General features: G+C 61.2%; 12 protein-coding genes. 4 read left to right on the top strand and 8 right to left on the bottom strand.

The features are described from left to right. Positions 1-89 precede the first annotated feature (89 nt). The 3 genes from AC3WKX_RS08100 to AC3WKX_RS08110 are packed head-to-tail and all read left to right on the top strand — an operon-like array spanning position 90 to position 1,944. Positions 90-461, top strand: a complete 372-nt coding sequence (locus AC3WKX_RS08100; protein WP_003216071.1) for a septal ring lytic transglycosylase RlpA family protein — start codon at positions 90-92, stop codon at positions 459-461. A gap of 50 nt (positions 462-511) precedes the next feature. Next, positions 512-1,567, top strand: a complete 1,056-nt coding sequence (locus AC3WKX_RS08105) for a calcium/sodium antiporter (RefSeq protein WP_102604561.1) — start codon at positions 512-514, stop codon at positions 1,565-1,567. Continuing rightward, positions 1,564-1,944 (top strand): carboxymuconolactone decarboxylase family protein, encoded by a 381-nt coding sequence (locus AC3WKX_RS08110; protein ID WP_003216068.1) that lies wholly within the window; start codon positions 1,564-1,566, stop codon positions 1,942-1,944. Before AC3WKX_RS08105 ends, AC3WKX_RS08110 begins: the two co-directional genes overlap by 4 nt. On the opposite strand, the gene AC3WKX_RS08115 is transcribed toward AC3WKX_RS08110, so the two are convergent. The 5 genes from AC3WKX_RS08115 to kdgD all read right to left on the bottom strand — a co-directional run bounded on the left by AC3WKX_RS08115 (position 1,941) and on the right by kdgD (position 8,488). Continuing rightward, positions 1,941-2,882 carry an AEC family transporter gene (locus tag AC3WKX_RS08115; protein ID WP_102604562.1) on the bottom strand — a complete coding sequence of 314 codons (942 nt, stop codon included), beginning with the start codon at positions 2,880-2,882 and terminating at the stop codon, positions 1,941-1,943. The two genes, AC3WKX_RS08110 and AC3WKX_RS08115, sit on opposite strands and share 4 nt — an antisense overlap. Before the next feature lie 175 nt (positions 2,883-3,057). Beyond that, positions 3,058-4,611: a galactarate dehydratase gene (gene garD, locus AC3WKX_RS08120; protein ID WP_088422717.1), complete on the bottom strand. Its 1,554-nt coding sequence runs from the start codon at positions 4,609-4,611 to the stop codon at positions 3,058-3,060. Positions 4,612-4,624: 13 nt separating this feature from the next. Beyond that, positions 4,625-5,989 (bottom strand): MFS transporter, encoded by a 1,365-nt coding sequence (locus AC3WKX_RS08125; protein WP_003216062.1) that lies wholly within the window; start codon positions 5,987-5,989, stop codon positions 4,625-4,627. Positions 5,990-6,076: 87 nt separating this feature from the next. Further along, complete coding sequence (locus AC3WKX_RS08130) at positions 6,077-7,522, bottom strand: aldehyde dehydrogenase family protein (RefSeq protein WP_003216060.1); 1,446 nt, start codon at positions 7,520-7,522, stop codon at positions 6,077-6,079. Positions 7,523-7,576: 54 nt separating this feature from the next. Next, positions 7,577-8,488: a 5-dehydro-4-deoxyglucarate dehydratase gene (kdgD, locus tag AC3WKX_RS08135; protein WP_003216058.1), complete on the bottom strand. Its 912-nt coding sequence runs from the start codon at positions 8,486-8,488 to the stop codon at positions 7,577-7,579. Positions 8,489-8,712: 224 nt separating this feature from the next. On the opposite strand from kdgD, the gene AC3WKX_RS08140 reads away from it, so the two are divergent. Continuing rightward, entirely contained in the window at positions 8,713-9,867 is a 1,155-nt protein-coding gene (locus tag AC3WKX_RS08140) for a hypothetical protein (protein ID WP_003216055.1), read from the top strand. Between the two features lie 202 nt (positions 9,868-10,069). On the opposite strand, the gene AC3WKX_RS08145 is transcribed toward AC3WKX_RS08140, so the two are convergent. The 3 genes from AC3WKX_RS08145 to AC3WKX_RS08155 form a co-directional block, all read right to left on the bottom strand. Beyond that, positions 10,070-10,819 carry a FadR/GntR family transcriptional regulator gene (locus tag AC3WKX_RS08145; protein ID WP_008437251.1) on the bottom strand — a complete coding sequence of 250 codons (750 nt, stop codon included), beginning with the start codon at positions 10,817-10,819 and terminating at the stop codon, positions 10,070-10,072. Between the two features lie 170 nt (positions 10,820-10,989). Further along, positions 10,990-11,409 carry a ClpXP protease specificity-enhancing factor gene (locus AC3WKX_RS08150; RefSeq protein WP_003216051.1) on the bottom strand — a complete coding sequence of 140 codons (420 nt, stop codon included), beginning with the start codon at positions 11,407-11,409 and terminating at the stop codon, positions 10,990-10,992. Between the two features lie 17 nt (positions 11,410-11,426). Continuing rightward, entirely contained in the window at positions 11,427-12,044 is a 618-nt protein-coding gene (locus AC3WKX_RS08155; RefSeq protein WP_003216049.1) for a glutathione S-transferase N-terminal domain-containing protein, read from the bottom strand. Between the last annotated feature and the right edge of the window lie 22 nt (positions 12,045-12,066).

A 12,066-nucleotide genomic window follows, 5' to 3' on the forward strand; every position in this document is an offset into this window, starting at 1 on the left:
GCCTATTCGTTGCCTGACACACTGCATTCGCGAGCAAGCCCGCTCCCACCCAAGCCCGCTCCCACATCTGTAAGGGGGAAACCTTGAAAATGAAGCGTCTACTCGGCCTGTTGGCCCTGTTCTCTCTGCTCGCCGGCTGCGCCAGCGGCCTCATCGACCCCAACGGCTATGACGAAACCGGCTCCGCTTCCTACTACGGCGCCAAACACCACGGCAACCGCACTGCCAGCGGTGAACCGTTCAACCAGAATGCCCTGACCGCCGCCCATCGTCGCCTGCCCTTCGGCACGCAGGTGAAGGTCACCAATCTCGACAACAACAAAAGCGTCGTTGTCCGCATCAATGATCGCGGCCCGCATACCCGTGGGCGCCTGATCGACCTTTCACGCAAGGCCGCCGAACAGATCGGTATGATCGGCAGCGGCACCGCGCGCGTTCGCGTGCAAGCCCTCAGCAACTGACCGACGGAGCCCAGGCCATTTCCGCATTAACCGCCCTCTCGCCCTTTAGCCTGATCGAACTGATCAGCGGCCTGCTGCTGTTGATCTTCGGCGCAGAAGTATTAGTGCGCGCCGCCGTGCGCCTGGCCGCCAGCCTCAAGGTGCGCCCGCTGATCATCGGCCTGAGCATCGTCGCCTTCGGCAGCAGCGCGCCGCAGATGGCGATCAGCTTGCAAGCGACCCTGGCGGACAACACCGACATCGCCGTGGGCAGTGTGATCGGCAGCAGCATCTTCAACACCCTCGTGACCCTTGGCCTGGCAGCCCTGATCATTCCGCTGCGGGTCTCCCGGCAACTGGTACGCCTGGATATCCCGATGATGATCATCGCCAGCCTGCTGGTGTTTGTGCTAGCCGCCAATGAAGAACTCACGCAGATCGATGGCCTGTTACTGCTGGTGGCCCTGGTGGCCTACCTCGGCGTGCTGCTCTACCAGACCCGCCACTCCCGCCGCCCGCGCACCCGGGACACTGTGGTGCAGGCGCCGTGGCTGAGCAGCGTGCTGCTGATGCTCGGTGGACTGTTGATCCTCGTACTGGCCGGGCACCTGCTGCTGGGCGCGGCGGTGGACGTGGCCTCTGACCTGGGCCTGTCGGAACGCATCATCGGCCTGACGCTGATTGGCGTCGGCACTTCCCTGCCCTGCCTGGCCACCTCACTGATCGCCGCCCTGCGCGGACAGCGGGAAATTGCCGTGGGCAACGTGATCGGCAGCAACCTGTTCAACCTGCTTGGGGTGCTGGGCTTTACCGCCCTGGTGGCGCCCTCGCCGTTGTCGGTGTCGCCCAATGCCCTGGATTTCGACCTGCCGGTAATGCTCGGCGTGGTCGCCCTGTGCCTGCCGGTGTTTTATTCGGGCTACCGCGTCACCCGGGCCGAAGGCCTGGTATTCCTGGGCCTGTACCTGGTGTACGGGCTGCACGTGGTGTCGTTCACCTTCGGCATGCCGCTGGCCAACAAGCTTGAACAACTGATGCTGTATTACGTCCTGCCAGCGCTGGTGGCTTTCCTGTTGTTCACCTCGCTGCAAGCCTGGCGCCGCCAACACAAGAGGGAATCGCAATGACCGAACAGAAAAAGCCCGGCGTTGAAATGCGCCGCCAGGTGATGGGTGATGTGTTTGTCGATCGGGCGCTGGGCAATGCCACGGAGTTCAGCCAGCCGCTGCAGGATTTCGTCAACGAGCATGCCTGGGGCAGCGTGTGGAATCGCGAAGGGTTGCCGCTGAAAACCCGCAGCCTGATCACCCTCGCCGCGTTGACCGCCCTCAAGTGCCCGCAGGAACTCAAGGGCCACGTGCGCGGCGCGCTGAACAACGGTTGCACCGTGGAGGAGATTCGCGAGGCGCTGCTGCATTGTGCGGTGTATGCCGGTGTGCCGGCGGCGATTGACGCCTTCCGCGCCGCGCAGGAAGTGATCGACAGCTACCAGAAAGACGCCTAGATCCAGCCACCCGCCTGCAACACGAAAATCCCGATATTCGTGGTCACCGCCGCCATCAGGGTGGTGATCACGATAATCGCGGCCGCCAGCTCATGATTGCCCTCCGCCGCCCGCGCCATGACAAAACTGGCCGCCGCCGTGGGCGCGCCGAAGTACAGGAACAGAATCCCCAACTCCGGCCCGCGAAACCCCAGCAGCCACGCCCCCAGGGTCGCGATCACCGGCAGCCAGACCATCTTCATCAGGCTGGCACTCAGGGCCATGTCGCCGCTTTTACGCAGTGCCGCCAACGACAACGTGCCACCGATACAGATCAACGCCAATGGCAACGTCATGTCCGCCAGGTACTGCCCGGAGGATTCCAGCCAGCCAGGCAAGCCAATCTGGAAGTACGCGAAGGGCGCCGCCGCGATCACGCTGATGATCAACGGGTTGGCCAGCACGCTTTTGAAAATGCTCCACGGGTCAGACTTGATCACCGGGCTGTACACCGCCAGCACAATGGTCGACAGGGTGTTGTAGAACAGGATCACCAGCGCCGCGAGCACCGCGCCAAGGGAAATCCCGTAGTCGCCGTACATACTGGCGGCCAGGGCCAGGCCGATCACCCCGTTGTTACCGCGAAACGCGCCTTGGGCGTAGATGCCGCGATCTTCCCGCGGGCATCGAAAGATCGCCCAGCCCCAGGCCAGGGCGAAGCTCACCAGCGTGGCGACGGCGAAGTAGATCAGCAGGCCGGGCTTGAGGGCTGAATGCAGGTCGGCGTGGAGAATCCCGAGGAACAGCAACGCCGGCATGGTGACGTTGAACACCAGGGCCGAAGCGATGTGGATAAAGTTGTCGTTGATCCAGTTGATGCGCTTGAGCAGGACGCCCAGGAACAGCATGGCAAACACCGGCGCGGTGATGTTCAGGGTTTGTAGGAAGATTGCCAGCATGCCGGGGAGAACCTTGGGTGGGCGTCGGTAGGTGGCTAATGATAAGCCAGCATGGCCAGCTTCGTCTGGACTACCGCTTTCGCGAGCAAGCCCGCTCCCACATTTGACCGAGTTCTACCTTTGGAATGCAGTCAAATGTGGGAGCGGGCTTGCTCGCGAAGCAGGCGACTCGGTCTTAAGTAATCGGCGCGGGATTGAACAACGTAATGTCGTTATGCAGCTTGTGCTGCTCCGCCCATGTCTGCTTCTTGCCGCTGGCCACATCCAGGTAGAAGTGGAACAACTCCCAACCCAACTCCTCGATCGTTGCCCGCCCAGTGGCGATCCGCCCGGCATCGATATCAATCAGGTCAGGCCAACGCTGCGCCAGCTCGGTGCGCGTCGAAACCTTCACCACCGGCGCCATCGCCAGCCCATAGGGCGTGCCACGCCCGGTGGTGAACACATGCAAATTCATCCCCGCCGCCAACTGCAACGTGCCGCACACAAAATCACTCGCCGGCGTGGCGCAAAAGATCAGGCCCTTGCGATTGAACCGCTCGCCCGGGCCAAGCACGCCATTGATCGCACTACTGCCCGACTTGACGATGGAACCCAACGACTTCTCGACAATATTCGACAACCCACCCTTCTTGTTCCCCGGCGTAGTGTTGGCGCTGCGATCTGCCTCGCCCTTGGCCAGGTAGCGGTCGTACCAGTCCATTTCCCGCACCAGTTCCCGGGCCACGTCCTGGTTCTCGGCACGGGAAGTGAGCAGGTAGATCGCATCGCGGACTTCGGTCACTTCGGAAAACATTACCGTCGCGCCCGCCCGCAGCAGCAAATCCGAGGCATAGCCCAGCGCCGGGTTGGCGGTAATCCCCGAGAACGCATCACTGCCGCCGCACTGCATGCCGAGGATCAACTCCGACGCCGGTACGGTTTCCCGCCGGCGCAGGTCGAGTTTCTTCAGGCGGGTTTCGGCCAGTTCCATGATCTGTTCGATCATTTCGGTAAAGCCGTGGCTGGAGTCCTGCAACCGATACAGCCATGGCTCGCTCAGGTCTACCGAGCTGTCGTTTTCATGCATCACCTGCCCGGCCTGCAACTTCTCGCAACCCAGGCTGATCACCAGGGCTTCACCGCCCAGGTTCGGATTGCGCGCCAGGTTACGCACGGTGCGGATCGGGATGTAGGCGTCGGTGGCCGTGATCGCCACGCCGCAGCCGTAGCTGTGGGTCAGCGCCACCACGTCATCGACGTTCGGGTACTTGGGCAGCAACTCGTCCTTGATGCGCTTCACCGCATGGTCCAGCACGCCCGTGACGCACTGCACCGTGGTGGTAATCCCGAGGATATTGCGTGTGCCCACGGTGCCGTCGGCATTGCGATAACCCTCGAAGGTAAAACCTTCCAGGGGCGCTTGGGCCTCGGGCACTTCGGTGGACAGCGGCAAGCTGTCCAGCGGCGGCGCCGTGGGCATGCGCAGTTGATCTTCCTGCACCCAACTGCCTCGCGGAATCGGGCGCAGGGCATAACCGATGGTCTGGCCGTAGCGAATGATGCGGCCGCCTTCGGGGATGTCTTCCAGCGTCACCTTGTGGCTTTGGGGAATGAAATCCACCGTCACCAGGCCGTCGGGAAACTCGGTCCCCGCCGGTACGCCCTGGTCGTTGACCACAATCACCACGTTATCCAGCGCGTGCAAACGGATGGAGCGTGGCGAATCGGCATGTTCAATCAACTGCATGACGCGGGCCCCTTCAGGAATGCGCTTGGGAAAGTTTAGTCAGCTCGGGGCCTTTGGCCGGCGGCTCCTTGAGCACTACACGCTTGATCGGGCCAACGATCACCACGTAACTGAACACAGCGACCAGCGCGTTGGCGCCAACGAACACCAGGGCCCACTTGAACGAGCCGGTGGTGCTGATGATGTAGCCGATCACAATCGGGGTGGTGATCGACGCGATGTTGCCGAACATGTTGAACAGACCACCGCTCAAACCGGCGATTTGCTTTGGCGAGGTGTCGGAGACTACCGCCCAACCCAGTGCGCCAACGCCTTTACCGAAGAAGGCCAGGGCCATGAAGCCCACCACCATCCATTCGATGTCTACGTAGTTGCAGGCCACGATACTGCAGGAAATCAGCAATCCACCAATGATCGGCGCCTTGCGGGCGAACGTCAGCGAATGGCCTTTGCGCAGCAGATAGTCGGAAATGATCCCGCCCAACACGCCACCGATAAAACCACAGACCGCAGGCAGGGAAGCAATAAAGCCGGCCTTGAGGATCGTCATGCCGCGCTCCTGGACCAGGTACACCGGGAACCAGGTCAGGAAGAAGTAGGTGATGCCGTTGATGCAGTACTGGCCCAGATACACGCCGAGCATCATGCGATTGGTCAGCAATTGACGAATGTAATCCCACTTCGGCCCGTCGACTTTCTTGCCTTTGCCCTTGTCCTGATCCATATCGACCATGCCGCCGTTCTGGGCGATGTGCTGCAGTTCGGCGTCGTTGATCATCGGGTGTTGGCGCGGGCTGTGGATAAGTTTCAGCCAGATCAACGAGAACAGAATGCCGATGCCGCCCATCACGATAAACACGTGCTGCCAGCCGAAGGTGTAGACGATCCAGCCCATCAACGGCGCGAACAACACAGTCGCAAAGTACTGCGCCGAGTTGAAGATCGCCGAGGCCGTACCCCGCTCAGCCGTAGGAAACCATGCCGCCACGATGCGCGCATTTCCGGGGAAGGATGGCGCTTCAGCCAGGCCCACCAGGAAGCGCAACATGAACAGCGCAACGATGGCCGTGGAAACACCGAACTCACCGACATAGCCTTGCAGCACGGTGAACAGTGACCAGGTGAAGATACTCAGGGCGTAGACTTTTTTCGAACCGAAGCGGTCCAGCAGCCAGCCGCCGGGAATTTGCCCGGCCACGTAGGCCCAACCGAATGCGGAGAAGATATAGCCAAGGGTGACCGCGTCGATGCCGAGGTCTTTTTGCAGGCTGGAGCCGGCAATGGCGATGGTGGCCCGGTCGGCGTAGTTGATCGTGGTCACCAGGAACAGCATGAGCAGGATCAAATAGCGGACATGGGTCGGCTTGGTCGCTTGCATGAAGATGTACTCCCACTAATTATTTTTTTTGCGGGTAATCAAATTGTAAGCCTGTGGCGGGCACGGACCCGCCACAGGGTGCAGCCGTTACGAACCGATGTAGCTGGTTTTCACCACGGTGTAGAACTCTTGCGCATAGCGACCCTGCTCACGCGAACCGTAGGATGAACCCTTACGGCCGCCGAATGGAACGTGGTAATCCACACCGGCAGTCGGCAGATTGACCATCACCATCCCGGCCTGGGAATGACGCTTGAAGTGGTTGGCGTATTTCAGCGAGGTGGTGGCGATACCGGCCGAGAGGCCGAACTCGGTGTCGTTGGCCATCGCCAGCGCCGCCTCGTAATCCGCCACGCGCACCACGTTGGCCACCGGCCCGAAGATCTCTTCACGGCTGATGCGCATCGCGGCTTCGCTGTCGGCAAACAGCGTCGGCGCGAGGAAGTAGCCTTCGGTGTCGCAGGTCACCAGCTCACCGCCGCTGACCAGCCGGGCGCCTTCGCTCTGGCCGATGTCGATGTACTTCAAGTCCTGGTCCAGCTGGGCCTGGGAAACCACCGGGCCGATGTCGGTGCCGGTTTTCAGGGCGTGGCCGACCTTGATCGACTTCATCCGCTCGGCCATGGCCGCGACGAACTGGTCGTGAATCCCGGCGGTGACGATAAAGCGGCTGGACGCGGTGCAACGTTGGCCGGTGGAGTAAAACGCGCTCTGCACCGACAGCTCGACGGCTTGCTTGAGGTCGGCGTCGTCGAGAATGATCTGCGGGTTCTTGCCGCCCATTTCCAACTGCACCTTGGCCTGGCGCGACACGCAGCTGACGGCGATCTGACGACCCACGCCCACCGAGCCGGTGAAGCTGATGCCGTCGACTTTCGGGCTGTTGACCATGGCATCGCCGACCACACGGCCGCTGCCCATCACCAGGTTGAACACACCGGCAGGGAAGCCGGCGCGGGAGATGATTTCGGCCAGGGCCCAGGCGCAGCCCGGTACCAGTTCAGCCGGTTTGAGCACCACGCAGTTGCCGTAGGCCAGGGCCGGGGCGATCTTCCAGGCCGGGATGGCAATCGGGAAGTTCCACGGCGTGATCAGGCCAACCACGCCCAACGCCTCACGGGTCACTTCAACGTTGACGCCCGGACGCACCGACGGCAGGTAGTCGCCGGACAGGCGCAGGCATTCACCGGCGAAGAATTTGAAGATGTTACCGGCGCGGGTCACTTCGCCGATGGCTTCCGGCAGGGTCTTGCCCTCTTCCCGGGCCAGCAGGGTGCCGAGTTCTTCGCGACGGGCGAGGATTTCGGTGCCGACTTTATCCAGCGAATCATGACGCGCCTGGATCCCGGAAGTGGACCACGCCGGAAAAGCAGCGCGCGCAGCGTCGATGGCCGCGTGGACCTGGGCGAGGTCAGCCTTGGCGTATTCGCCAATGACATCAGACAACTCCGACGGATTGATGTTGGCCGAGTAGTCGGCGCCGGCAACCCACTGGCCACCGATGTAGTTTTCGAAACGCTTGGCTTGGGACACGAATTCTCTCCTGACGCAAAAAGCCGCTGATTACTCAGCGGCCTTGGTGATGGGTTATTGCGCGCCTTGCTTGTCGATCAACGCGGCCAGGGCTTCGTATTCTTCCGGCAGCAGATCGGTCAGCGGCGTACGCACGGGGCCTGCGTCGTAACCGACGATTTTCGCCCCGGCCTTGACGATGCTCACCGCGTAACCGGCCTTGCGGTTACGGATGTCGAGGTACGGCAGGAAGAAGTCGTCGATGATCTTGCCGACGGTGGCGTGATCTTCCCGGGCAATGGCGTGGTAGAAATCCATCGCGGTTTTTGGAATGAAGTTGAACACCGCCGAGGAGTACACCGGCACGCCCAGGGCCTTGTAGGCAGCGGCGTAAACCTCTGCAGTCGGCAAGCCGCCCAGGTAGCTGAAACGGTCACCGAGGCGACGACGGATCGACACCATCAATTCAATGTCACCCAGGCCGTCCTTGTAACCGATCAGGTTCGGGCAGCGCTCGGCCAGGCGTTCCAGCAGCGGCGCGGTCAGGCGGCAGACGTTGCGGTTGTAGACCACTACACCGATCTTGACCGACTTGCACACCGCTTCAACGTGGGCGGCAACCCCGTCCTGGCTGGCTTCGGTCAGGTAGTGCGGCAGCAGCAACAGGCCTTTGGCGCCCAGACGCTCGGCTTCCTGGGCGTACTCGATGGCCTGGCGGGTGGCACCGCCGACACCGGCAAGAATCGGCACGCTGGTGGCGCAGGTATCAACGGCGGTTTTCACCACTTGCGAATATTCGCTGGCCGCCAGGGAGAAAAACTCACCGGTGCCGCCAGCGGCGAACAAGGCAGTAGCGCCGTAAGGGGCCAGCCATTCCAGACGCTTGATGTAGCCCGCCTGGTGGAAATCACCCTGGGCATTGAAATCGGTCACCGGGAAAGACAGCAGACCGTGAGAGAGGATGGACTTCAGTTCTTGTGGATTCATTATTCGAACACCCTGGGCGAAGACTTTCTGTTGTGAGATTACGGATGGTTATCTTGATGTCGTACGTCATCGTACAACTATAAAAATATTCGTCAACTGCAATTCATCGCCGCCCTTCTCGATTGCTGCTTTCTTGACGTAGGAAGTTTTTCCTCTATGCTCTGGATAACTGTATATACGTACAGTTATTACGGAAGATTCCTACGACATAGCAAGGAGCTAACATGTCAGATCTTGAACTCGCCACACCTGTGAAAACCCCGCCAACCCTGCGTTTTGAAGGCGGCGAACACACCGCCATCGGCGACGACACCCTGTTGCGTTTCGTCAAGGACGCCCCGCCGATTCCCGCCCGGCAGGTCGAATTGCACCTGCCCAATGGCCTGGCGCTGAGCTACGGCCAGATCATCGCCCTGGGCGGTGATTTCTATGGCATCCCCGGGCGCCCCATCAACGAAGGCACATCGCCCGCTGATCGTGTGCAGCGCTTTACCGATGCATTCAACTCGCTGGCGGTATTGCCAGCATCACGGGAAGAAGCGGGCAAGATCCTCGCGGTGATGCAAAAGGAGATCAATGCGGTCAACCAGGCGATCAAGGATGGCAAGCAACCCCATGAAGCCTATGACGCGCTGGGTGACACCTTGTCCGAGGAATGGAACCGCATCACCGGCGGCGGCAGTGCCGTCTCGGCGCTGATTCCACTGGGGCGCTACCTGAAACTGGCGGCAGACAATGCCGACCACTTTGGCGAATGGGCTTTGGCGGCCTATCTGGCGGGGCATACGGCAGCCTTGCAACAAGCCGTCGTGGCGCATCAGACCGGCACCGACCAGGCGCTGGAACTGGCCTATGCCATGAACAGCTTTGCTGATCACTTTTTGACCGATCTATTTTCCGCCGGGCACCTGCGGGTACCGCGCAAGCAACTGGCGGCGGTGGTGACACCGGGTGAACTGGGCTCGCTGATCAGCCGCTTCATGCACGATGAAGACAGCAAGTTCGGGCTCAATGTGCGCAACGCCCTGGGCGAGCAGTGGCATGCCTACGGTGATAAACGCTATTTCGACAGCAACGATGCGGCCAACCGCGCCATGGTCAAACGCGCCGTGCAGGCCTCGGCCGATGAGATCTTCGAAACGTTTATCAGCGGCATGGCGCCCTCCCCGGCCAACTTCAAGGCACCGCTGTATGTGCCGGACCTGAACGCCGCGCAGAACCCGGCGAACAACTTCTCACCGCTGTTCAAGGCTGAAGGCGACAAGGTGCTGCGACGCAAGGACGTCAACAACCTGAACGACAAGCAGTGGACCAATGACTGGTGGGGTTGGAGCACGTATCTGCTGCTCAAGGACTACAAGCCGAATCAGCCGGCCTGAAAGACGTGAGTTAAGCCTCGCGCATTAACCTGTGGCGAGGGAGCTTGCTCCCGTTGGGCTGCGAAGCAGCCCCGGCAAGAACACGGGGTTCTTTCAGACAGAACTCGGGGCAATGGATTTTGGGGCCGCTGCGCGGCCCAACGGGAGCAAGCTCCCTCGCCACAATGAGCTTTCAAGCCACACGCTTACGTCCAGCCTGGAATCAACCGCGCTGCGCTTCCGCCTCTTCATGGGCATGGCGCAGCCGCTCACGGCTGTTGGTCAGGTGCAACCGCATGGCCGCCCGCGCCGCATCCGAATCCTGGCGCGCGATCGCCTCATAGATCTCTTCGTGTTCGCGGCTCAGGCGGCTCATGTAGTGCTGCTGGTCATCATGGGCCAGGCGTGCCGAGTTCAGCCGCGTGCGCGGAATGATGCTGGTGCCCAGGTGGGTCATGATGTCGGTGAAGTAGCGGTTGCCGGTGGACAGGGCAATCTGCAGGTGGAACTGGAAGTCCGACGCCACCGCATCACCGGCGTGGGCCGCACTTTCGTTCAGCGCATCGAGGGCAGCACGCATGCCGGCCAATTGCTCGTCGCTACGGCGCTGGGCAGCAAGCCCGGCAGACTCCACTTCCAGGCTGATCCGCAGTTCAAGGATGGCCAGCACATCACGCAGGGTGACAACAGTGGCCGGATCAATCCGGAAACCGCTGGGGCTTGGCGTATCCAGCACAAAAGTGCCGATGCCATGGCGGGTTTCTACCTGCCCGGCGGCCTGCAATCGCGAGATGGCTTCACGCACCACGGTGCGGCTGACCCCATGGGCGTCCATGATCGCCGACTCGGTGGGCAGTTTGTCGCCACGTTTGAGTTGGCCGTCGCGGATCTGCTCGGACAACACCGTGACCAATTCCTGGGCAAGGCTGCGGCGCTTGCGGGGAAGACGAGGGGCGGCGCTGGAGTTTTCCATGATGAATCATCTATCTCGGCGATCTGAAGCACGCATGATAGCCCATGGCGGTTGTACGATCACCGTCCTGTCATGACTTTCATCTATAACGGCCGGGGTTTTCGCCAGGCAAAAAAATGCCCCGGCATCACCGAGGCATTTTCAACGCTGGCCCGAGGGCCCGCGCCTTGTTACTTCACCACTTTCAGACTCGGCCGACCGCTTGGACGCGGCGGCTCGGAATCCGGCGGCGGCACATCATCTTCGCCTTCGAGCTCGATCGCTTCGTCATCCTCAAGGGAAGACTCCAGATCAAACACCATGCCCTGGCCATTTTCCCGGGCGTAGATCCCGAGGATGGCACCGATGGGCACGAACAGCGTATGCGGCACACCGCCGAAACGCCCTTCAAAGCTGACCGCTTCATTGTCCATGTGCAGGTGTCGCACGGCACTGGGTGAAACGTTCAGGACGATTTGTCCGTCACTGGCAAAACCTTGCGGTACCTGAACCGCGGGAAACTCGGAATTGACCAGCATGTGCGGGGTGCAATCGTTGTCCACTATCCACTCATAGAGCGCGCGGACCAGGTAAGGTCGACTGGAGTTCATCAACGGCTCCTTAAGCCTTAGCGCATATCGCGTTCGACACCAGACAGACTCGCCTGGAAAGCCTCACGCGCAAACTGGCGCTCCATGTAGTCAAGCAGCGGCTTGGCAGGCCGCGGCAGTTCTATGCCCAAAATCGGCAAGCGCCAGAGTATGGGTAATAGGCAGCAATCCACCAGACTTTGTTCCTCGCTGAGGAAAAAAGGTTTGTCGGCAAACAACGGCGAAACACCGGTCAGGCTCTCGCGCAATTCCTTGCGCGCCTGAACCCGGGCCGCTTCCTTGCTGCGTGAATCCAGAATCAGGTCCACCAGGCCACACCAGTCACGCTGGATCCGATGGATCAGCAGGCGGCTGTTGGCACGCGCCACCGGATACACCGGCAGCAACGGTGGATGGGGATAACGCTCATCCAGGTATTCCATCACCACGGTTGACTCCCACAACGCCAGGTCACGATCGACCAGGGTGGGCAAGCTGCCGTAAGGGTTCACTTCGATCAGTTTCGGCGGGTGACGTCCCACCTCCACACTGATGATCTCTGCGCTGACACCCTTCTCTGCGAGCACGATGCGTACTCGGTGGGAATAGTGGTCGGCGGGGTCGGAGTAACAGGCCAACCGATTGGTCACGCCCATGGCGGTCCTCCTCGCTTGTTGA

Source organism: Pseudomonas sp. GP01-A4 (assembly GCF_058780865.1).

Coding starts and splice junctions, on each gene's coding strand:
- AC3WKX_RS08150 (WP_003216051.1), bottom strand. CDS start 11,409: ATGAACTCCAGTCGACCTTACCTGGTCCGCGCGCTCTATGAGTGGATA.
- AC3WKX_RS08140 (WP_003216055.1), top strand. CDS start 8,713: ATGTCAGATCTTGAACTCGCCACACCTGTGAAAACCCCGCCAACCCTG.
- garD (WP_088422717.1), bottom strand. CDS start 4,611: ATGCAGTTGATTGAACATGCCGATTCGCCACGCTCCATCCGTTTGCAC.
- AC3WKX_RS08100 (WP_003216071.1), top strand. CDS start 90: ATGAAGCGTCTACTCGGCCTGTTGGCCCTGTTCTCTCTGCTCGCCGGC.
- AC3WKX_RS08125 (WP_003216062.1), bottom strand. CDS start 5,989: ATGCAAGCGACCAAGCCGACCCATGTCCGCTATTTGATCCTGCTCATG.
- AC3WKX_RS08110 (WP_003216068.1), top strand. CDS start 1,564: ATGACCGAACAGAAAAAGCCCGGCGTTGAAATGCGCCGCCAGGTGATG.
- AC3WKX_RS08115 (WP_102604562.1), bottom strand. CDS start 2,882: ATGCTGGCAATCTTCCTACAAACCCTGAACATCACCGCGCCGGTGTTT.
- AC3WKX_RS08145 (WP_008437251.1), bottom strand. CDS start 10,819: ATGGAAAACTCCAGCGCCGCCCCTCGTCTTCCCCGCAAGCGCCGCAGC.
- AC3WKX_RS08155 (WP_003216049.1), bottom strand. CDS start 12,044: ATGGGCGTGACCAATCGGTTGGCCTGTTACTCCGACCCCGCCGACCAC.
- kdgD (WP_003216058.1), bottom strand. CDS start 8,488: ATGAATCCACAAGAACTGAAGTCCATCCTCTCTCACGGTCTGCTGTCT.